19 protein-coding genes are annotated in these 21,793 nt (G+C 59.4%); 8 read left to right on the top strand and 11 right to left on the bottom strand.

Going from position 1 to position 21,793, the window contains the following annotated elements; translation table 11 throughout:
• Nucleotides 1-109: 109 nt before the first annotated feature.
• Nucleotides 110-1,309, top strand: a complete 1,200-nt coding sequence (locus KW841_RS15510) for a CaiB/BaiF CoA-transferase family protein (RefSeq protein WP_218477663.1) — start codon at nucleotides 110-112, stop codon at nucleotides 1,307-1,309.
• Nucleotides 1,263-2,231, top strand: coding sequence for a TIGR02285 family protein (locus KW841_RS15505; protein WP_218477650.1), 969 nt, complete (start codon nucleotides 1,263-1,265; stop codon nucleotides 2,229-2,231). Before KW841_RS15510 ends, KW841_RS15505 begins: the two co-directional genes overlap by 47 nt.
• A 170-nt stretch (nucleotides 2,232-2,401) precedes the next feature.
• On the opposite strand, the gene KW841_RS15500 is transcribed toward KW841_RS15505, so the two are convergent.
• The 11 genes from KW841_RS15500 to ffh all read right to left on the bottom strand — a co-directional run bounded on the left by KW841_RS15500 (nucleotide 2,402) and on the right by ffh (nucleotide 12,961).
• Nucleotides 2,402-2,689 carry a DUF3509 domain-containing protein gene (locus KW841_RS15500; protein ID WP_007971293.1) on the bottom strand — a complete coding sequence of 96 codons (288 nt, stop codon included), beginning with the start codon at nucleotides 2,687-2,689 and terminating at the stop codon, nucleotides 2,402-2,404.
• Nucleotides 2,690-2,850: 161 nt separating this feature from the next.
• Nucleotides 2,851-4,206 carry a transporter substrate-binding domain-containing protein gene (locus tag KW841_RS15495; protein ID WP_218477648.1) on the bottom strand — a complete coding sequence of 452 codons (1,356 nt, stop codon included), beginning with the start codon at nucleotides 4,204-4,206 and terminating at the stop codon, nucleotides 2,851-2,853.
• A 119-nt stretch (nucleotides 4,207-4,325) separates the two neighbouring features.
• On the bottom strand, nucleotides 4,326-5,735 hold the full coding sequence (gene thrC / locus KW841_RS15490; protein ID WP_218477646.1) for a threonine synthase: 1,410 nt from the start codon (nucleotides 5,733-5,735) through the stop codon (nucleotides 4,326-4,328).
• Between the two features lie 66 nt (nucleotides 5,736-5,801).
• The gene (locus KW841_RS15485) at nucleotides 5,802-7,106 is read right to left on the bottom strand and encodes a homoserine dehydrogenase (RefSeq protein WP_008053502.1); all 1,305 of its coding nucleotides are present in this window, start codon (nucleotides 7,104-7,106) and stop codon (nucleotides 5,802-5,804) included.
• Between the two features lie 133 nt (nucleotides 7,107-7,239).
• Nucleotides 7,240-7,971, bottom strand: a complete 732-nt coding sequence (gene dsbC / locus KW841_RS15480; RefSeq protein WP_007971283.1) for a bifunctional protein-disulfide isomerase/oxidoreductase DsbC — start codon at nucleotides 7,969-7,971, stop codon at nucleotides 7,240-7,242.
• Nucleotides 7,972-8,236: 265 nt separating this feature from the next.
• Nucleotides 8,237-9,133 carry a site-specific tyrosine recombinase XerD gene (gene xerD, locus KW841_RS15475; protein WP_218477644.1) on the bottom strand — a complete coding sequence of 299 codons (897 nt, stop codon included), beginning with the start codon at nucleotides 9,131-9,133 and terminating at the stop codon, nucleotides 8,237-8,239.
• Nucleotides 9,134-9,231: 98 nt separating this feature from the next.
• Nucleotides 9,232-9,582, bottom strand: a complete 351-nt coding sequence (gene rplS / locus KW841_RS15470; protein ID WP_003175895.1) for a 50S ribosomal protein L19 — start codon at nucleotides 9,580-9,582, stop codon at nucleotides 9,232-9,234.
• A gap of 45 nt (nucleotides 9,583-9,627) precedes the next feature.
• Nucleotides 9,628-10,380 (bottom strand): tRNA (guanosine(37)-N1)-methyltransferase TrmD, encoded by a 753-nt coding sequence (gene trmD / locus KW841_RS15465; RefSeq protein WP_007897583.1) that lies wholly within the window; start codon nucleotides 10,378-10,380, stop codon nucleotides 9,628-9,630.
• Between the two features lie 2 nt (nucleotides 10,381-10,382).
• A complete protein-coding gene (gene rimM, locus KW841_RS15460) occupies nucleotides 10,383-10,919 on the bottom strand; it encodes a ribosome maturation factor RimM (RefSeq protein WP_007972729.1) in 537 nt (178 codons plus the stop codon).
• Between the two features lie 5 nt (nucleotides 10,920-10,924).
• The gene (gene rpsP / locus KW841_RS15455; protein WP_007972721.1) at nucleotides 10,925-11,176 is read right to left on the bottom strand and encodes a 30S ribosomal protein S16; all 252 of its coding nucleotides are present in this window, start codon (nucleotides 11,174-11,176) and stop codon (nucleotides 10,925-10,927) included.
• 408 nt (nucleotides 11,177-11,584) lie between these two features.
• Entirely contained in the window at nucleotides 11,585-12,961 is a 1,377-nt protein-coding gene (ffh, locus tag KW841_RS15450; protein WP_218477635.1) for a signal recognition particle protein, read from the bottom strand.
• A gap of 210 nt (nucleotides 12,962-13,171) precedes the next feature.
• On the opposite strand from ffh, the gene KW841_RS15445 reads away from it, so the two are divergent.
• From KW841_RS15445 to rlmF, 6 genes are all read left to right on the top strand, one after another.
• On the top strand, nucleotides 13,172-13,984 hold the full coding sequence (locus KW841_RS15445; protein ID WP_007972717.1) for an inner membrane protein YpjD: 813 nt from the start codon (nucleotides 13,172-13,174) through the stop codon (nucleotides 13,982-13,984).
• Between the two features lie 12 nt (nucleotides 13,985-13,996).
• Complete coding sequence (locus tag KW841_RS15440) at nucleotides 13,997-15,238, top strand: transporter associated domain-containing protein (protein WP_218477634.1); 1,242 nt, start codon at nucleotides 13,997-13,999, stop codon at nucleotides 15,236-15,238.
• A gap of 240 nt (nucleotides 15,239-15,478) precedes the next feature.
• Nucleotides 15,479-16,795: an MFS transporter gene (locus KW841_RS15435; RefSeq protein WP_218477624.1), complete on the top strand. Its 1,317-nt coding sequence runs from the start codon at nucleotides 15,479-15,481 to the stop codon at nucleotides 16,793-16,795.
• A 240-nt stretch (nucleotides 16,796-17,035) separates the two neighbouring features.
• The gene (locus KW841_RS15430) at nucleotides 17,036-19,882 is read left to right on the top strand and encodes a valine--tRNA ligase (RefSeq protein ID WP_218477622.1); all 2,847 of its coding nucleotides are present in this window, start codon (nucleotides 17,036-17,038) and stop codon (nucleotides 19,880-19,882) included.
• Nucleotides 19,883-20,047: 165 nt separating this feature from the next.
• On the top strand, nucleotides 20,048-20,527 hold the full coding sequence (locus KW841_RS15425; protein WP_218477606.1) for a hypothetical protein: 480 nt from the start codon (nucleotides 20,048-20,050) through the stop codon (nucleotides 20,525-20,527).
• A gap of 228 nt (nucleotides 20,528-20,755) precedes the next feature.
• On the top strand, nucleotides 20,756-21,781 hold the full coding sequence (gene rlmF / locus KW841_RS15420) for a 23S rRNA (adenine(1618)-N(6))-methyltransferase RlmF (RefSeq protein WP_218477603.1): 1,026 nt from the start codon (nucleotides 20,756-20,758) through the stop codon (nucleotides 21,779-21,781).
• The last annotated feature ends 12 nt before the right edge of the window (nucleotides 21,782-21,793 follow it).

The following is a 21,793-nucleotide window of genomic DNA, read 5'->3' as shown; positions in this document are numbered from 1 at the left end:
ACCGATGCGACGGGCAATCCACGAATTGAAGGTGATCAACCTGAAGCGCCTGACAGTCGGCTATGTTAAAACGCTGTATTCGCCCATCCCTTGTCCAGCAGGATCCCACATGCCGTTCACCGCCAAACCGCTTTCCGGTCTGAAAGTCATCGAATTGGGTACCTTGATTGCCGGCCCGTTTGCTTCGCGCATTTGCGCTGAATTCGGTGCCGATGTGATCAAGGTCGAATCCCCGGACGGCGGTGATCCGTTACGCAAATGGCGCAAATTGTATGAAGGCACTTCGTTGTGGTGGTTCGTCCAGGCGCGCAACAAAAAGTCCCTGACCCTCAATCTCAAGCACCCCGACGGTCAGGCGATCCTGAAACAGTTGCTGGGTGAAGCCGACATTCTGATCGAGAATTTTCGTCCCGGCGTCCTGGAAAAACTCGGCCTGGGCTGGGACGTCCTGCACGCCTTGAACCCGAAACTGGTCATGGTGCGGCTGTCGGGTTTCGGCCAGACCGGCCCGATGAAAGATCAGCCCGGCTTTGGCGCGGTTGGTGAGTCCATGGGCGGCCTGCGCTACATCACCGGCTTCGAAGACCGGCCACCGGTGCGCACCGGCATTTCCATCGGTGACTCGATTGCCGCGCTCTGGGGCGTGATCGGCGCGTTGATGGCCCTGCGTCATCGCGAGGTCAACGGCGGCCAGGGGCAAGTGGTGGACGTGGCGCTGTACGAAGCCATCTTCGCCATGATGGAAAGCATGGTCCCGGAATTCGACGTGTTCGGCTTTATCCGAGAACGCACGGGCAATATCATGCCGGGCATCACCCCGTCCTCGATCCACACCAGCGCCGACGGCAAGCACGTGCAGATCGGCGCCAATGGCGACGCCATTTTCAAACGCTTCATGCTGATCATTGGCCGGGAGGACCTCGCCAATGACCCGCTGCTGGCCAGCAACGATGGCCGTGATGCGCGGCGCGACGAGATCTATGGCGTCATCGATCGTTGGGTCAATTCGCAGCCGCTGGACAAGGTGCTGTCGCTGCTCAATCAGGCCGACGTGCCGGCCAGCCGGATCTTCAGCGCCGAAGACATGTTCAATGACCCTCAGTACCTGGCGCGTGAAATGTTCCTGCAAGCCAAACTGCCGGACGGTAAAGACTTCAAGATGCCGGGAATCGTGCCGAAACTCTCAGAGACACCCGGTGAATGTGAATGGGTCGGGCCACAACTGGGTGAGCACAACGCACAGGTACTCCAGGAACTTGGCTATGACGCGACGCAGATCGCACAGTTGCGCAAAGACGGAGCCATCTGAACTGAGGCGCCTGCCTGTATGGGGCATTCGGTACTGCCGCTCTCGGGCTGCCTGCTTGCTTTGCGTGCTGGCGACCCTGCTCCTGCTGATTGAACCGGTCCCGTCAGCCCTGGCGCAATCCAGGGAAACCCTGATCTGGCTCAAACGCGACCTGCCGCCACTGACGATCTTCGACGGACCGAAAAAGGGCCAGGGCGTCATCGATCAACTGCTTCCCCTGTTGATAGCCGGCATGCCGCAGTACCAGCACAGCGTGATGAGGGTCAATCGCGCGCGTGGCCTGCAAATGCTTCACGAACCGTCCCTCGTCTGCGACGCGGCGCTGAACTGGAGCAAGGAACGGGAACAGTGGATCGCCTTTTCCATCCCGGTCTTCCGTGCCATGAGCAATGGCCTGGCCGTGCGGCGCGCTGACCAGAAGGTACTGGCCCCCTTTATCAAAGATGGCGAAGTGGACCTCGTAAAGTTGCTCGCCAGCGGCAACGAAAAACTGGGGATCGTCGCCGAGCGCAATTACGGCGAATACCTCGACGGGCTGCTCAAGCAAGCACCCGCCGACGTGCTGACACCTCATTACGGCGACGACGCCTTGGGCAGCCTCCTGCAAATGCAGCGCCTTGGGCGTTTGCGCCTGCTGCTGGGCTATCGCCCGGAGATCCGCTACCAGGCTTCGCTGCAAGGTATCGCCGAGGATGAATTGCAGTTCTATCCAATCCGGGGCACGGGCAAATACCTGTCCGGCTACATCGGTTGCACCGACACGCCAAAGGGCCGACAGGCCATTGTCGAAATCAATCAGGTGCTGCGTACCCTGCCCCGCGAGCGCCTGGACGAGGCTTATGCCGCCTGGCTGGATCCGCAAAGCCGCAGTGAATACCTGAAAGACACCAAGGTGTTTTTCGACAATCTGGCGCAGCCATGATCAATCCCGGGCAAAAAGAAACCCCGAGAAGTGGGGAAACGACTCGGGGTTAAACGTGGCCTGCTTGGAGACCAGTAGCAGCAAGCTACAAGCACCGGAGCACAATGCTTGATCCTGCTGTTACAAGGTCTGACTGACCTGAGCGTGGGAAGGTTCCCACAAAAATCCGTTCAATTGCGGCTGGCCAGAAGTTTGTCCCGGGCAGCATTACGCAATGCCGCGATGACACAGGGCTCAAGGCGTCCTTCAGCGATAAGCACATCGCGATGCAAACCATCGACCACATCCGTCAGCAGGCGCTTGTCATTCAACTGGGCCTGATTGAACTCGCGCTCGACCACGGTCGCGCCGATAGCATTTTTCAGGGTCACCCGACATTCGCCACGAATGCCTGACGGGGTCAATGTGACCTGATACGGGCTCAGCGCCTCACCGAGCAACAGACTGATACTTTCCATCCCGATCACCACTCATTAGTCCGAAAACAACGTGCCAGGGGCATGCCTGTAACAGATGACCACTTGCCCGAGAAGAAAGTTCGGGATACTGACCGCAGGCGAACCTGCCGTGCAGTCAAGAGAGCATGCACGGCGAACATGACAGAGAAAAAACCCGGCCGTCACGTTTGTCGGGTACGCCGGGCGATGTCGGCCCAGCCTCCCAACAAGCCTTTCATCTGGCCATCCGCCGTGTAAAACGGCACCGTCCACTGGTAGATATCCCTGACCCCCTCCTTGAACAGCAATTGGCGTTCGAAGAAGCGCGTCCTGCGCGTACTCAACTGCGCCATGAACTCGGCATGCAACAGTTCCGCGGTTTGTCTGGGCATGACATCGACCTCGATCAACTGCCGCCCCTGCATCCGGTCAAAACGTGTCGACAAGGCATCCTCATAACTTTTGTTGCACATGATCAAACGCCCTTGCAGATCACGGACAAACATCGGGTCAGGCATGGCATCCATCAGGGCATGCTGGAATGCGAGCTGATCGCGCAAGCTCCTTTGGGCCTCGACCCGCTGCCTGACGACCACCGCCAACCGTCGGTTCCAGAGCAGGGACAACAGGCCGAACAGGCTCAGCACAAACATGCCCCAGCAGACCCACTGGTCAAGCCGCTGCCAAAGGCCAGGCGCCTGTGCCGTGGTAGCGCCACCGAACCACTTGCGGCGAAGATCGCGCAACTCCGGCGCAGGAAAGGCTTCGAGCGCCTTGTTGAGGATGCTCAGCAACTGCGGCTGACCTTTGCGCACCGCCAGATAATCCGCATCCCATTTGTCCGGCACCGTAGCTCCGATCTGCAGTCGGCCCGACGGAAAAAGCCGGGCGCCGATTTCGCTTTCAATGGTGGCATAGGCTTCGCCGCTTTCAACCCAGGCATGGGCTTCGGCGTAGGTTTTGACCGAACGTAGTTCGATGGACGGAAAATCGCGACGGATCATCCCTTCCAGTGCATGTCGGGTCGGCAGCACCAGTACCCGCTTCGCCAGATCCTCCAGCGACTGCACCGGCGGTGCCCCGGCCAAGCCGACAAAGACCCATCCTGCGCCGCCGTACGCATGGCTGAAATCGAGAAACGTCCGGCGCTCATCATTCATTGAGAGCGTGGTGCTCAAATCCGCCGCGCCGCTTTCCAGGCGAGCCAGCATCTGATCAACGGAAAAAGACTCTTCGTAAACGAACTGCAACCCCGTCATGTCACTGATGCGCTTGAGCAGGTCGCTGTTCAGGCCTGTCCATTGCCCCTGCTCATCCTTGAACTGGTACAACGGGTATTCCAGCGCCGTGACTACGACCCGTGGATGGCTGGCTATCCATTGCAGCTCCTGCTCATCCAGCACGACCGCTGAACTGGCAACAGTCTTCCCACGTTCCTGAATCGATGCAGGGCTTGCCCCTCCCCATTCGGCGACTCCCACGATGCCGAATAAAACCAGCCAGCGCGCGACTGGCTTGAACACACTTGTAAACCGCATTCCCATGTCCTTGGTGATCCACTCGCCTGTCCCTTCGCGGCGAGAACTCGACAAGTGTGCATGCAGAAATGAAAAAGCCCGTCAGGAGACGGGCTTCAAAATGTAACAGCGCTGACCGGTTACAACGGCTTGCCACGGTTGCCATGCTGGCTGACAAAGGCCTGCACGGCCTTCAGGTCATTTGGCAATACGGTGCAACGTTCGTCTCGTTCAAACAAATCAGAAAGATGCACAGGCAGTTCGAGTGCTTTTCCTACACCGGCTTTTTCCACGGCATCCGGGAATTTGACCGGGTGGGCGGTACCCAGGATCACCATTGGAATGTCCAGGCTACGACGGCATTCGCGTGCAGCTTTCACCCCGATGGCCGTGTGTGGGTCGAGTACTTCACCGGTCTGCTCGTAGACTTCGGCGATGGTTTCGCAGGTTTGCGCGTCATCCACGGCCAGCGAGTCGAACAACTTGCGGGCTTCGGTCCAGCGCTCTTGCTCGACGCTGAAACCGCCGCCCTGCTTGAACGAATCCATCAGGCCGGCGATTGCCGCGCCGTTGCGGCCATGCAGGTCGAACAGCAGGCGTTCGAAGTTCGACGACACCATGATGTCCATGGACGGCGACAGCGTGGCGTGCAGGGTTTCCTTGATGTACTGGTTGCCGCTCATGAAGCGGTGCAGGATGTCGTTGCGGTTGGTGGCGACGATCAACTGGTTGATCGGCAGGCCCATGTTGCGTGCCAGGTAACCGGCGAAGATGTCGCCGAAGTTGCCGGTCGGAACCGAGAACGCCACCGAGCGCGCCGGACCGCCCAACTGCAGGGCTGCGTGGAAGTAGTAAACGATCTGGGCCATGATCCGCGCCCAGTTGATCGAGTTCACGGCGACCAGGCGAGTGCCCTTGAGGAAGCCCTGGTCGGCAAAGCTGGCCTTGACCATTTCCTGGCAGTCATCGAAGTTGCCTTCGATGGCGATGTTGTGGATGTTCTCACCGAAGATGGTGGTCATCTGCCGACGTTGCACCTCGGACACGCGGTTGTGCGGGTGCAGGATGAAGATGTCGACGTTTTCGCAGTGCTTGCAGCCTTCGATGGCGGCCGAACCGGTGTCACCGGAGGTAGCGCCGACGATCACCACGCGTTCGCCGCGCTTTTCCAGCACGTAGTCGAGCAAACGACCGAGCAGTTGCAGGGCGAAGTCCTTGAACGCCAGGGTCGGGCCGTGGAACAGCTCCAGCACCCATTCGTTGCCGTTCAACTGACGCAGCGGCGCAACGGCGCTGTGGGCGAACACGCCGTAGGTTTCTTCAAGGATTTTCTTGAAATCAGCGTCTGGAATGCTGCCGGTGACAAACGGGCGCATGACGCGGAAGGCCAGCTCGTGATACGGCAGGCCGGCCCAGGAAGCGATTTCCTCCTGGGTGAAACGTGGCAGGTTTTCCGGGACGTACAGACCGCCGTCGGTGGCAAGGCCTGCCAGCAGGACGTCTTCGAAATTCAGGGCCGGTGCCTGGCCGCGGGTACTGATGTAACGCATGACTGACTCCAATGGACAGTGTTCGTAGTGCCGGACCCGCAAGCGAGCCCGGTCAACGATATCGGCTTAGTTCAGGTGCTCGACACGGATCCGAACAACCGGACCGACCACACCCGCCAAGGCTTCCAAAGCAGCGATGGCATCGTTGATGTGCTGCTCCAGCACGCGGTGGGTCAGCAGGATCATCGGCACCAGGCCGTCGTGCTCCTCGGCTTCCTTCTGCATGATCGACTCGATGTTGATGCCGCGCTCCGAGAGGATGCTCGCGACCTGAGCCAATACGCCCGGATGGTCCTTGGCCTGAATGCGCAGGTAATAGGCGCTTTCACAGGCTTCGATCGGCAGGATCGGGTGAGCCGACAGCGAATCCGGCTGGAACGCCAGGTGCGGCACGCGGTTCTCCGGATCGGACGTCATGGCACGGACCACGTCCACCAGGTCGGCGATCACCGACGAAGCGGTCGGCTCCATGCCGGCACCGGCACCATAGAACAGGGTCGAACCGGCGGCGTCGCCATTGACCATCACCGCGTTCATCACGCCGTTGACGTTGGCGATCAGGCGATCGGCCGGGATCAGCGTCGGGTGCACACGCAACTCGATACCGGCCGCGGTGCTGCGCGCCACGCCCAGGTGCTTGATGCGGTAACCCAGCGCTTCGGCGTAGTTCACGTCAGCGGTGGTCAGCTTGGTGATCCCTTCGGTGTAGGCCTTGTCGAATTGCAGCGGGATGCCGAATGCGATGGAGGCGAGGATCGTCAGTTTGTGAGCAGCGTCGATCCCCTCAACGTCGAAGGTCGGATCGGCTTCGGCGTAACCCAGAGCCTGGGCTTCGGCCAATACGTCCTCGAAGGTGCGACCCTTCTCGCGCATTTCCGTCAGGATGAAGTTGCCGGTGCCGTTGATGATACCGGCCACCCAGTTGATACGGTTGGCGGACAGGCCTTCGCGGATCGCCTTGATCACCGGAATGCCACCAGCCACCGCCGCTTCGAACGCAACGATCACGCCTTTCTCGCGTGCCTTGGCGAAAATTTCATTACCGTGAACAGCAATAAGCGCCTTGTTCGCGGTGACCACATGCTTGCCATTCTCGATGGCCTTGAGTACCAGCTCGCGGGCAACGGTGTAGCCGCCCATCAGCTCTATAACGATGTCGATCTCAGGGTTCGTGGCCACTTCGAAGACATCGTTGGTAATCGCAATACCGGTCGTTTGGAACTGAGGCTTTGGCGTGCGAATGGCAATTTGTGCCACTTCAATCCCACGCCCGGCACGACGAGCAATTTCCTCGGCGTTGCGCTGAAGTACGTTGAAGGTACCGCCACCGACGGTCCCTAACCCACAGATGCCTACTTTGACCGGTTTCACTGTGAACTCCCCATAAAACGGCCGACTCAAGGCCGGCCGTGAAAACAGCCGCATGCTCGCGGCTCTCTATTAATGGCCCAGCGATGTCGCTGCCGGACCATGATCGTCAATGGCTGCCCGTGACGATGCGAATTTACTTCGCGCCCAGCGCCAGTTTGGCGACTTGTGGCGCAGGCTGGTAGCCCGGAATGACCTGTCCGTCGGCCAAAACGATGGCCGGTGTGCCGTTCACGCCAATCGACTGGCCAAGAGCGAACTGCTTGGAAACCGGGTTATCGCACTTGGCGGCCTTGATTTCCTTGCCGTCGACCATCTTGTCCATGGCCGCTTTCTTGTCTTTCGAGCACCACACGGCTTGCAGCTGCTCGTCACCCGGCGAGCCCAGGCCCTGGCGCGGGAACGCGACGTAACGCACTTCGATGCCGCGCTTGTTCAGCTCCGGCACTTCGGCGTGGAGCTTGTGGCAGTACGGGCAGGTGGTATCGGTGAATACGGTGATGTGCGACTTGGTTTCGCCAATGGCCGGGTACACCACGGTTTCTGCAACCGGAATATCGTTGATCAGCTTGGAGATGCCCAGGCGCTCGGTCTTCTCGGTCAGATTGACCGGCTTGCCGTCCTTGAGATCGAACAGGTAGCCCTGAACCACGTACTGGCCGTCGGCGCTGGCGTACAGCACACGGCTGCCCTTGAGTTTGACTTCGTACAGGCCCGGCAACGGACTGGCGGTGATTGTTTCTACCGGTACTTCGAGCTGGAGGTTTTCCAGGCTTTTACGAATGGCTTTGTCGGCCGCGTCATCGGCGACGGCAAAGGTGCTGACCAACGCAATGGCTGCAGCGGCGAAAATCTGGGTCAGACGCATGAGAACTCCTGAAGGCGAACATATGGGACGATCAGAACGCCCGTGCCGAAACACCGGGTCATAACCGCCCATCGTGCAAACCGGTCAAGACTATCACATAAGGCCCCTGTGGCGAGGGGGCTTGCCCCCGTTGGGTTGCGAAGCAGCCCTGCTTGGCGATCTCAATCCGACAGATAGACCGTACCATTAGGTTTGACGACTGCTGTGCAGCCGAACGGGGGCAAGCCCCCTCGCCACAGGTCCGCATTCCATTTGTAGCACTGCGTCAGCCGCGCGGATGGTGTTTGGCATGCAGATCCTGCAACCGCGCCCTGGCGACGTGGGTGTAAATCTGCGTGGTCGACAAATCGCTGTGCCCCAGCAGCATCTGTACCACCCGTAAATCGGCACCATGGTTGAGCAGATGCGTGGCGAAGGCATGGCGCAGCGTGTGCGGCGACAGCGACTTGCCAATCCCGGCAACCTTGGCCTGGTGCTTGATCCGATGCCAGAAGGTCTGGCGGGTCATCTGCTCGCCACGCTGGCTGGGAAACAGCACATCGCTGGGACGCCCGCCAAGCAGTTCGCTGCGGGCATCACGCATGTAGCGCTCGATCCAGACAATCGCCTCCTCGCCCATCGGCACCAATCGCTCCTTGCTGCCCTTGCCCATCACCCGCAACACGCCTTGACGCAAATTGACCTGCTCCAGCGTCAGACTGATCAGCTCGGTTACCCGCAAGCCACAGGCATACAGCACTTCAAGCATGGCCCGATCGCGCTGACCAATGGCTTCGCTCAAGTCCGGCGCTGCCAGCAGCGCTTCGACGTCGGCCTCTGACAAGGATTTCGGCAACGGCCTGCCGAGCTGCGGCATATCAACCCGTAACGTTGGATCGACGGCGATCAACTTTTCCCGCAGCAGATAGCGATAGAAGCCACGCACGCCAGAGAGAAACCTTGCCGTTGAACGGGGCTTATAGTTTTGCTCCAGGCGCCAGGCCAGGTGATCGAGGATCAATTCGCGTCCGGCGCTGATCGGCTCCAGGCCTTTTTCCTGCAGCCAGGCATTGAACAGAGCCAGGTCACTGCGATAGGCATCGCGGGTGTTGTCGGAAAGGCCCTTCTCCAGCCAGAGGGCGTCGAGGAACTGGTCTATCAGGGGATGATCAATGGCGGGCATAAAGGCTCAGGCAAGACCGATAACACGGTCAACGAAGATAAATCGCAGGCAACAAAAAAGCAGCCCGCAGGCTGCTTTTTTTGCATCGGAAGCTGGACTTAAGCCAGTTTTTCCTTGATGCGAGCTGCTTTACCCGACAGGTCGCGCAGGTAGTACAGCTTGGCTTTACGTACGTCACCGCGACGCTTGACAGCCATGCTGTCGATTTGCGGGGAGTAGGTCTGGAAAGTACGCTCTACGCCAACACCGTTGGAGATTTTACGAACGGTGAATGCACTGTTTACGCCGCGGTTACGCTTGGCGATAACAACACCTTCGAACGCTTGCAGACGCGAACGGTCGCCTTCCTTCACTTTCACCTGAACGACAATGGTGTCGCCCGGGGCAAAGGTAGGGATCTCTTTGGTCATCTGCTCTGCTTCGAGTGCAAGGATGATTTTGTTAGTCATGCTGTGCTCCTAAGGTAAATCGTCGGATCTACCATCGATACGTTGTTAACTATCGTCCCGCTCGCGGATGTATTCCTCGAGCAGCTTCTTCTCTTCTCCAGAAAGCGAGCGGCTTTCCAGAAGATCGGCGCGTCGTTCAAAGGTCCGACCAAGGGACTGCTGTAAACGCCAACGCCGGATGTGCGCGTGATTGCCACTTAGCAATACGTCGGGAACACGCTGATCCGCATACACCTCCGGTCGGGTGTAGTGCGGGCAATCCAGCAAACCATCCGTAAAGGAATCTTCCTCGGCGGAGTCCGCATGCCCTAAAGCTCCAGGCAGCAGTCGTGTAACCGCATCGATCAGGACCATCGCCGGCAGCTCGCCGCCAGACAGTACATAGTCGCCAATCGACCACTCTTCATCGACATGAGCATCAATAAAACGCTCGTCAATGCCTTCATAGCGGCCGGCAATCAGGATCAATGCATCCAGATTCGCCAACTCGCGTACCGCCGACTGAGTCAGCTGGCGGCCTTGGGGCGACAGGTAAATTACCTTCGCCGCCTCCCCGGCTGCTGCCTTGGCCTGAACCAGAGCATCTTCCAGGGGCTTGATCTTCATCACCATGCCCGGACCACCGCCAAACGGGCGATCGTCCACAGTGTGATGTCGATCCGTCGTGTAGTCTCGCGGATTCCAACAGGTGAGCTGCAAGAGCCCCTGTTTCACCGCACGACTGGTGATGCCGTACTCGCTGATGGCAGAGAACATCTCGGGAAACAGACTGATCACTTCTACGCGCAAGTTAGCCACGCTTAGAAATCCGCGTCCCAATCCACCTTCATCTCGCCTGCCGCCAGGTCGACAGCCAACACGCATTGCTCGGTATAGGGCAACAGGCGTTCGCGATCATCCAGGCTGCCAGCGCAAGGCTTGACCACCATGACATCGTTCGAGCCGGTCTCCAGCAGGTGATCGATCTTCCCGAACAGTTGCCCGAGGGTGTCGATGACCTTGAGACCTTCCAGCTGGTACCAGTAATACTCGCCGTCGGTCAGTTCAGGGAACAGGTTGCGCGGCACGCAGATCTCATAACCAGCCAGAAGACGAGCTTCTTCGCGATCATCGAGACCCTTGAGCTTTGCGACCAGGAACTTGTCATTCCCGCGTCCGCTGACCAGCTCTACCTGCTTTACATTGCCGTCACGCTTGAGCGTCCAGGTTTTGTAATCCAGCAGGTTCTTAATCGGATCAGTAAAGGAGTACACCTTCACTTCGCCGCGAACGCCGTGAACAGAATAAATCTTGCCGATAACGATCAAATCATCAGCAACAGCTGGCGTCGCGTTCATATTGCTCAGGCCGCAGCCTTAGCAGATTCCTTCAACAACTGAGCAACGCGCTCAGAAGGTTGTGCACCAACGCTCAGCCAGTAGGCTACGCGCTCTTGGTTCACGGACAGACGAACTTCCTGACCACGGGCAACAGGGTTGAAGTAGCCAACCTGTTCCTTGTGCGAACCGTCGCGCGGGTTGCGGCTGTCGGTTACGGTCAAGTGGTAAAACGGGCGCTTTTTGGAGCCGCCAAGGGCAAGACGGATTGTTAGCATGTGAACATCGTTCCTGTAGTCGGTGCTGCAAATCTAAAGGCACAGCGGGCATGGGTGCCCGAAAGGCCGCATATTCTAAGGAATATCCGGACTTTTGCAAATGACTTTTTCCGGCGGCCTATCGGCCGCCATGCAGATTTGCTATAGAGCCGTCGTTGAAAACGGCCGGTCAGCTCCCGCCAAGTGCGGGTTTGCTGTGTATCCCACGTCCGTGTGGGTTAGCGCCGGTGCGACGACCGGCGCGAATTCGTGTGTCCTTTCTCGCCAATACGCTCACATTTTGGCGAGTGACTGGTGCCCTCAGGCAAGGCGCCGCGACGAGTCATAGCCCGCTATGGCGAGGAGCGGCAACGCCGCATGAGGGCACCAGACGCCGCCAAAAGTGAGCAGTATTGGCGTGAAAGGACACTATATTTTGGGCATGCCGCCGCCGGGCAACATACCGCCCATGCCGCGCATCATCTTGGCCATTCCGCCTTTTGCAGAGAATTTCTTCATCATCTTCTGCATCTGCTTGTGCTGCTTGATCAAGCGGCCGATGTCCTGGACCTGGGTGCCGGAACCCATGGCGATCCGGCGCTTGCGCGAACCACTGATCATCTCGGGATCGCGGCGCTCGGCCGGGGTCATCGAGTTGATGATGGCTTCCATCTGCTTGAATTGCTTTTCTGCCGCACCCTGGGCGTTGCCCATTTGCGCCAGGTTCACGCCACCCATGTTCGGCAGCTTGTCCATGAGCCCGCCGAGGCCGCCCATGTTCTTCATCTGTTGCAGCTGATCGCGGAAGTCTTCGAGGTCGAAGCCCTTACCCTTCTTCAGCTTCTTGGCCAGCTTGTCGGCCTTATCCTTATCGAGGGTCGCTTCCGCCTGCTCGATCAGGCTGAGCACGTCGCCCATGCCGAGGATGCGCGAGGCGATACGCTCAGGGTGGAACGGATCGAGCGCTTCGCTCTTCTCGCCCATACCGATGAACTTGATCGGCTTGCCGGTGATGGCTCGCACCGACAGCGCGGCACCGCCACGGGCGTCGCCGTCGACCTTGGTCAGGATCACGCCGGTCAGCGGCAATGCATCGCCGAAGGCCTTGGCCGTGTTGGCGGCGTCCTGACCGGTCATGGCGTCGACCACGAACAGGGTTTCGACCGGGTTGATCGCGGCATGCAGGGCCTTGATCTCGCCCATCATCTCTTCATCGATGTGCAGGCGACCGGCGGTGTCGACGATGACCACGTCGATGAATTTGAGTTTTGCTTCCTTAATAGCCGCATTGGCGATGTCGACCGGCTTCTGGCTCAGGTCCGACGGGAAGAAGGTCACGCCGATGTCGTTGGCCAGGGTTTCCAGCTGCTTGATCGCCGCCGGACGGTAGACGTCGGCGGACACGACCATGACCGATTTCTTCTTGCGCTCTTTAAGGAAGCGCGCGAGCTTGCCGGCGGTGGTGGTTTTACCAGCGCCCTGCAAACCGGCCATGAGGATGACCGCTGGCGGCACTGCGCTCAGGTTCAGGTCTTCGTTGGCCGCGCCCATCAGGCTTTCGAGTTCGGCCTGGACGATTTTCACGAAGGCCTGGCCCGGCGTCAGGCTGCGCGACACCTCGGTACCGACGGCACGCTCCTTGACCGAATTGACGAAGTCCTTGACCACCGGCAGGGCGACGTCGGCTTCGAGCAACGCCATGCGCACTTCACGCAGGGTGTCTTTGATGTTGTCTTCAGTCAGCTTGGCCTTGCCGGTGACATGGCGCAGCGTCTGCGAGAGACGTTCGGTTAAGTTTTCAAACATTGCGCGATCCTTTCAGGCCCTGTGTAGACCGGGATAATGGCGGCCCGGACCGGACTAAATGTGTGCTCGGCGAGCCTGCGGCGTGGGCAGGTCGCGGATTATAGCGAAGACTGGGGCCGGCGGACACCTCGCCGTCGGGTTGCGCGGTCTTTCGTGTGGCAGGGGTTCTATGCCAAACTCAGCGACTTTCGGGCTTGCCTAACAGGATTTATGCTCCCCTTGTCACCCAGCTTGCTAACTACCCTCGCCGCCGCCTGCTTGTATGCCGCTGCGACCATTTACCAGGGCACTCGCCTGGCGTCCGGCGCCAAGGTCAACAAACGCCTGCTGGTCATGCTCGGCGTGCTCGCCGTATTGGCCCACAGCGTCAGCCTGCTCACCCACCTGCTGACCCCGACCGGCCTGGCCCTGGACTTCTTCAGTGCCGCCAGCCTGATTGCCGTGGCAGTCATCGCACTGACCTTGCTGGCCTGCTCGCGGATTCCGGTGGAAAACCTGCTGGTCCTGCTGTTCCCGCTTGGGGCCTTGACCGTGATGCTGGCGCACTTTGCCCCCGCCGGCACGGTACAGGTCATCGATGAGGAGCCGGGTATCCTCGCCCACATCCTGCTTTCGATTCTGGCCTATGGCATGTTCACCATCGCGGTGTTCCAGTCCTTGCTGCTGCTGGTCCAGGACCACCAGCTCAAGCACAAGCACCCCTCCGGGCTGATCAAGAACTTCCCGCCGCTGCAAACCATGGAAAGCTTGCTGTTCGGTTTTCTCTGGGCCGGCTGGACGCTGTTGTCGCTGTCGCTGATTTCCGGCTGGCTGTTCGTCGAGAACCTGTTCGCCCAGCATCTGGTGCACAAAACCCTGCTGGCCTGCCTGGCCTGGGTCGTTTTCAGCGTGCTGCTGTGGGGGCGCAATCGCCTCGGCTGGCGCGGGCACAAAGCCATTCGCTGGACCCTGGCCGGCTTTTGCCTGCTGATGCTGGCGTATTTCGGCAGCAAGCTGGTTCGTGAATACATCCTGCATATCTGACGGGCGGCATTAATGGACGACTTGCCCATAGGGCCGATGCTCGCGGTAGTGACCCTGCTGGTTTTATGGTCGGGGCTGTTTACCGCCATCGAAGCGGCGCACCAGCATTTGCTGGCTCAGCGCACAGCAACGCGTTCCAGCGACAAACCGGTGGCGAAACTCAGCTTCCCCCTGGCCAGCCTGATTTTTTGCAACACACTGTGCCGTGCACTCGTGGTGGTCATCAGCACCTTGCTGGCCATTTTCACCTGGGCCGAGAACGGCCCGTGGGTCGCCTGCCTCGGGGCTGGCGCCATGTTGCTGGTGTTTTCCGACTACTTGCCACGCACCCTCGCCGCTCGCTATCCGGATGCGATCCTGGCCCAGGGCAACAACCTGCTGCGGTTGCCGCTAAAAGTCATCTATCCCGCGGCATGGCTGCTCACCAGCATCAGCCGCTTGCTGACGCGCCCATTTGTCCGTAAAGCCAAAGTGGTGCAACAGAGTGAGGATGAAGCACTGACGGAGCGGCATGCACCCTCCGAAACTGTAAGCCGCACTCACCCACTGCCTGGCATCCACGCGCTGGACAACATCACCGTCAATGACATCCTGGTACCGCGCAGCGACGTGGACGGCATCAATCTCGATGACTCCATCGAAGAAATCATCGAACAATTGCGCCACAACAAGCGCACGCGCCTGCCGGTGTTCCACAGTGATATCAACCAGGTCGAAGCCGTCCTCAACACCCGGCACATCCTGCACTTGCTGCCCGATGCGAGCCTGACCAGGGAAGCCTTGCTGGCGGCCAGTCACGAGCCGTACTTCGTGCCGGAAAGCACCCCGCTGCAGCTGCAACTGCTCAATTTCCACAAACAGCAGCGACGCCTGGGCATGGTGGTCGATGAATACGGCGAAGTGCTGGGCATCGTCACCCTGGAAGACATCCTCGAAGAAATCGTCGGCGAGTTCGAAAGCCAACACAGCCTGGACAACCCGCACATTCATCCGCAAGCCGACGGACGCCTGGTGATCGATGGAGCCGCATCCATCCGCGAACTGAACAAGAGCCTCGGCTGGCATCTGCCCAGCGATGGCCCGAAAACCCTGAACGGCTTGGTCACCGAAGCGCTGGAAACCATCCCGGACTGCCCTGTCTGCCTGAAAATCGGCCGCTATCGACTGGAAATTCTCGCCACCGAGGATAACCGCGTGACGCGGGTGTTGATTTGGCCTACCAGCCCGGCTCCCACTGCTTTACCCGCCCGTTAGATTGTTGAAAGATCGCAGCCTGCGGCAGCTCCTACAAGGGGAACGCATTCCAATGTAGGAGCTGCCGCAGGCTGCGATCTTTTGCGCTTGTTGAATCGTTAGCCACCTTCCTATAATCGAACCGCTTACCCAAGCCCCGCCACACCTGTGCCACCCGCACTCTGCGTTAAGCCCACATCCCTGGGTTCTCGACCATAATAATTCGCTCCACTGGAGCACATGACTGTCAGGGATCACCGCATGACGACCAGCACGACTTACAGCGACTCCACACCTGCACAACCGACGAACTCCGCCACCCGCGTGGCCACTGCGAGCTTCATCGGTACCGCAATCGAGTTCTACGATTTCTATGTCTATGCCACCGCCGCGGCGCTGGTGATCGGCCCGGTGTTCTTTCCGCAGACATCCGGCACCGCCCAGATGCTGTCGGCGTTTCTCACGTTCGGCATCGCCTTTCTCGCGCGCCCCTTGGGTTCGGCCCTTTTCGGCCACTTCGGCGACCGTATCGGCCGCAAGTCGACCCTGGTCGCCTCGTTGCTGCTGATGGGTGTATGCACCACGCTGATCGGCGTGCTGCCGGGATACGACAGCATTGGCGCCTGGGCACCGATTCTGCTGTGCGTCCTGCGCTTCGGCCAGGGCCTGGGGTTGGGCGGTGAATGGGGTGGCGCGGCATTGCTGGCCACGGAGAACGCGCCGAAAGGCAAGCGCGCCTGGTTCGGCATGTTCCCGCAGCTGGGCCCATCCATTGGCTTCCTGGCGGCCAACGGCCTGTTCCTGACCTTGGCCGTGGTGCTGGACGATGAACAGTTCCGCTCATGGGGCTGGCGTATTCCGTTCCTGCTCAGCGCCGCGCTGGTGATGGTCGGCCTGTACGTACGCCTCAAGCTGCATGAGACCCCGGTATTCGCCAACGCCATGGCGCGCCAGGAACGGGTGAAGATCCCGCTGTTCGAACTGTTCGGCCAATACTGGGTGCCCGTCCTGCTGGGCGCCGGCGCGATGGTGGTGTGCTATGCGCTGTTTTACATCTCCACGGTGTTTTCCCTGAGCTACGGCGTTGCAACACTCGGCTACAGCCGCGAAACCTTTCTCGGCCTGCTGTGCTTCGCAGTGCTGTTCATGGCGGCCGCCACCCCGCTGTCGGCTTGGGCCAGCGACCGTTACGGGCGCAAGCCGGTGCTGATCATCGGTGGCGTGCTGGCGATCCTGTCCGGTTTCCTCATGGAACCGCTGCTGACCCAAGGTTCGACCTGGGGTGTGGCGTTGTTCCTGTGCATCGAACTGTTTCTGATGGGCGTGACATTTGCGCCCATGGGCGCGCTGCTGCCGGAGCTGTTCCCCACCCACGTGCGCTACACCGGTGCGTCGGCGGCCTACAACCTGGGCGGTATCGTGGGCGCTTCCGCGGCGCCGTTCTTCGCCCAGAAACTGGTGGCGATGGGCGGACTGAGCTACGTCGGCGGTTATGTGTCCGGGGCCGCGGTGCTGAGTTTGATTGCGGTGCTGTGCCTGAAGGAAACGCGGCATAACGATTTGAATCAGGTCGCCTGATAGAACGTTATCGCGGGCAAGCCACGCTCCCACAGGTCTTTTGTCGAGCCACTATTTTGTGATCGACACCAGCCCCTGTGGGAGCGGGCTTGCCCGCGAAGGGGTCATAACTGACGAAATAGCCACCAAACAACCACAATTTTTCCCCCGCCCATTGTCACCTCGCTCTACGCGCTTCGGCTCATCCCCGCTATACTTCCCGGCTTTTCCTGAATAAATGCCAATAGGGTCCCGCCGCGCATGGATAAGACCTACCAGCCGCACGCCATTGAAACTTCCTGGTACAACACCTGGGAGTCAGAGAATTACTTCGCCCCGCAAGGCGCGGGCGAGTCCTACACCATCATGATCCCGCCGCCGAACGTCACCGGCAGCCTGCACATGGGTCACGGCTTCAACAACGCGATCATGGACGCCCTGATCCGTTTCCGCCGCATGCAGGGTCGCAACACCCTGTGGCAGCCGGGTACCGACCACGCCGGTATCGCCACGCAGATGCTGGTCGAGCGTCAGCTCGAAGCCAAGGGCCAGAGCCGCCACGACCTGGGCCGCGAAAAATTCCTCGAGAAAGTCTGGGAATGGAAGGATGAGTCCGGTGGCAACATCAGCCGTCAGATCCGTCGCCTCGGCTCGTCCGTCGACTGGAGCCGCGAGCGCTTCACCATGGACGACGGCCTCTCGGAAGCCGTTAAAGAAGCCTTCGTACGCCTGCACGAAGACGGCCTGATCTACCGCGGCAAGCGCCTGGTCAACTGGGACACCAAGCTACACACGGCGATTTCCGACCTCGAAGTGGAGAACCACGACGAGAAAGGTTTCCTGTGGAACCTGAAATACCCACTTGCCGACGGCGCCAAGACGGCTGAAGGCAACGATTTCCTGATCGTCGCGACCACTCGCCCGGAAACCATGCTCGGCGACTCCGCCGTGGCCGTGAACCCGAACGATGAGCGCTACAAAGCCCTGATCGGCAAATTTGTCGAGCTGCCGCTGGTTGGCCGCCGCATCCCGATCATCGCCGACGATTACTGCGACCCTGAATTCGGCACCGGCTGCGTGAAAATCACCCCGGCCCACGACTTCAACGACTACGAAGTCGGCAAGCGTCACAACCTGCCGCTGCTGAACATCTTCGACAAGAACGCAGCGGTCCTGCCGGCTTGCCAGGTGTTCAACCTCGACGGCACGCTGAACGAGACCATCGACGGCAAGATCCCGTCCGAATACGCCGGTCTCGACCGCTTCGAAGCGCGCAAGCAGATCGTGGCCGCGTTCGACGCTGCCGGCCTGTTGGTCAGCGTTGACGATCACGCCCTGAAAGTGCCGAAAGGCGACCGTTCCGGCACCGTCATCGAGCCATGGCTGACCGACCAGTGGTACGTGTCCACCAAGCCATTGGCCGAACCTGCGATCGCCGCCGTTGAAGACGGCCGCATCCAGTTCGTACCGAAACAGTACGAAAACATGTACTTCTCGTGGATGCGCGACATCCAGGACTGGTGCATCAGCCGTCAACTCTGGTGGGGCCACCGCATTCCGGCCTGGTACGACGAGTCGGGCAAGGTCTACGTCGGTCGCGACGAAGCCGAAGTGCGTGCCAAGCACAACCTCGGCCCGGACGTTGCCCTGCAACAGGACAATGACGTTCTCGACACCTGGTTCAGCTCGGGCCTGTGGACCTTCTCCACCCTCGGCTGGCCTGAAAAAACCGAGTTCCTGAAGAAATTCCACTCCACTGACGTTCTGGTGACTGGCTTCGACATCATTTTCTTCTGGGTTGCCCGGATGATCATGCTCACCATGCATCTGGTGAAAAACGAAGACGGCACGCCGCAGGTTCCGTTCAAGACCGTGTACGTTCACGGCCTGGTGCGTGATGGCCAGGGCCAGAAGATGTCCAAGTCCAAGGGCAACGTCCTGGACCCGCTGGACATCATCGACGGTATCGAGCTCGAAGCCCTGGTGCAGAAGCGCACCTCCGGCATGATGCAGCCGAAACTGGCGAAGAAGATCGAGAAGCAGACCCGCGACGAATTCGCCGAAGGCATCGCCAGCTACGGCACCGACGCCCTGCGCTTCACCTTCTGCTCGCTGGCGTCCACCGGTCGCGACATCAAGTTCGACATGGGCCGCGTCGAGGGCTATCGCAACTTCTGCAACAAGATCTGGAACGCAGCGCGCTACGTGCTGGACAAGGGCGAAGACTGCGGCCAGAACGGCGAAGCCTATGAGCTGTCGCTGGCTGACCGCTGGATCATTTCGCAGCTGCAGCGCACCGAAGCCGAAGTGACCCGCCAACTCGACCAGTTCCGTTTCGACCTGGCGGCACAAGCGCTGTACGAGTTCATCTGGAACCAGTACTGCGACTGGTACCTGGAACTGTCCAAGCCTGTGCTGTGGGACGAAAATGCTCCGGTCGAACGCCAGCGCGGCACCCGTCGCACCCTGGTGCGCGTACTGGAAGTCGCCCTGCGCCTGGCGCACCCGTTCATGCCGTTCATCACCGAAGAAATCTGGCAGCGCATCGCGCCGCTGGCCGGCATCGAAGGCAAGACGATCATGCTGCAACCTTGGCCGGTGGCCAACGAAACCCGCATCGATCAGGCGGCCGAAGACGACATCGAATGGCTCAAGGGCCTGATGCTCGGCACGCGTAACATCCGTGGCGAAATGAACATCGGCCCGGGCAAACCGCTGCCGCTGTTCCTGAAGAACGTCAGCGCCGAGGATCAGCGCCGCCTGACCGAGAACGAAGCCCTGCTGAAGAAGCTGGCGCGCCTCGAATCGATCACCGTGCTGGCTGCTGGCGAAGAAGCCCCGCTGTCCGCCACCGCACTGGTCGGCGAGATGGAAGTGCTGGTGCCAATGGCCGGCCTGATCGACAAAGGTGCGGAACTGGCCCGTCTGGACAAGGAAATCCAGCGTCTGCAGGGTGAAGTGCAACGTGTCGGCGGCAAGTTGTCCAACGCCGGTTTCGTAGACAAGGCGCCCGCCGAAGTCATCGAAAAGGAACGAGCCAAACTGGCCGAAGCGGAACAGGCTCTGGGCAAGTTGGCCGAGCAGCATGCGCGGATTGCCAGTTTGTAAGTTTTAATTCGCCGCTTACACATAAAATGCCCCGATCTTCGGGGCATTTTTTTGATAATTACCAAACGTGTAAATAGTGCCTTATCACTTTTAACTTTGCTAATATCAACACTCCAAACACATAAAAACTTCCACATCAAACAACTCTGAAAAAGGACTTTCAGCATGAGCACCAATCGTCAAAAATCTTTTCTTGCCACGTTAAGCCTTAGCACTAAACCAATAGGATTGATTTCACACCCCGGCAATACAGTTCCAGTTTTGAGCCAAAAACTTACGGGCGAAGCAGACATTTTTTATTTCCGATGCACGGACGATGCGTACACACTTTACATTCGATCTCAGGGTGATTATTTCGGCAAGGCAATAGGCCGTAGCGGAAATTTTTTCACTTACAGCGAACCGCACGACTCAGAAACATTCAAAATCGTCAACAAGGAAGGCGAAACGCTCACCTTGGATGAGCTGAATACCGATAACGAAAAAGTATATTTGCGCACTCGTAGTGACGAGCGCGTCAATGCTGAATTTATATTCCTTGAAGGGGGAGCAAGACTGCTCGCAAATGGCCAAGTCAATATAACCCTTGACCTTAACATTATCGAACGCAATACGCCTTACCTTAGCGACCCAGACGAAATTTAAAATCATTTGCTCAAATGCTAGATAGTTAGCCCCTAACAACCAGGGGCTAACGCTAATGCAGATAAAACCAGGCGACGACAAGGTATTTTAAAGTCTAAACGGCGTCGGAGCTTTTTAAAAAAACATGCACCATGGAGAAGGGGTGCCCAGAGCTCAATCAGGCACGTGAGATTCTCATTTGTGGGAGAATGGGCGTCATATTGAACCACCTCCTGAATCGACGCCCCCATGACCGCCCCCAGCAAACCCAAAGCACCGCGCAAGCAGCCAAATCCTCCAACGCTTTCTGTGGCGCCGCGTGAAAAAGCCAGCCTGCACCCGCGCAATCGCCATCAGGGTCACTACGACTTTCCGGCGCTGATCAAAAGCACGCCGGAACTGAAAAAATTCGTGATCGTCAATCCGTACGGCAAGGAAAGCATCGACTTTGCCAGCCCGGAGGCCGTGCGGGTGTTCAACCGGGCGCTGCTCAAGTCGTTCTATGGCATCGCTCACTGGGACATCCCCGCCGACTACCTGTGCCCGCCAGTGCCAGGCCGTGCCGATTACGTGCACTTCCTCGCCGACCTGCTGGCCAGCGGGAATGACGGAGCGATCCCCCGTGGTGCTGCCGTGAAGGTGCTGGACATCGGCATGGGCGCCAACTGCGTGTATCCGCTGATCGGTTACAGCGATTATCGCTGGCAATTCCTTGGCTCCGACATCGATGCGACCGCCATCGCCGCGGCGAAGGTCATCATTCAATCCAATGGCCTGAACAAGGCGATCCAGGTACGCCAGCAGAGCAACCCCAAACAGATCCTCACAGGCCTGCTGGAGAGCGCAGAGCGGTTCGACCTGACCATGTGCAACCCGCCATTCCACGCCTCGCTGGACGAGGCCACGCGGGGCAGTACGCGCAAATGGCGAGCTCTGGGCAAGGCCGATCCGAAACGCAAGCTGCCGGTGCTGAACTTTGGCGGGCAGGCGGCGGAACTGTGGTGTGAGGGCGGGGAAGTTCGTTTCGTCACGCAACTGGTCAGCGAGAGCGTGCAGGTGTCGCAACAAGTGCTGTGGTTCAGCACGCTGGTGTCGAAAGCATCGAACCTGCCGGCAATCCAGACGGCCCTGAGCAAGGCCGGCGCGCTGGACAGTCGAGTGGTGGAAATGGGTCAGGGACAGAAGCAGAGCCGCTTCGTCGCCTGGACCTTCCAGACCCAGGCGCAGCAACAGGCCTGGCGTCAGGCACGATGGTCGAAGGCTACAGCTGAGTAAAAAAGTAAAACG

Origin of the sequence: Pseudomonas sp. PDM28, assembly GCF_019219115.1 — a bacterium.
Lineage (GTDB): Bacteria > Pseudomonadota > Gammaproteobacteria > Pseudomonadales > Pseudomonadaceae > Aquipseudomonas > Aquipseudomonas laurylsulfatiphila.
This window is presented reverse-complemented; position numbering and strand designations above follow the sequence as displayed.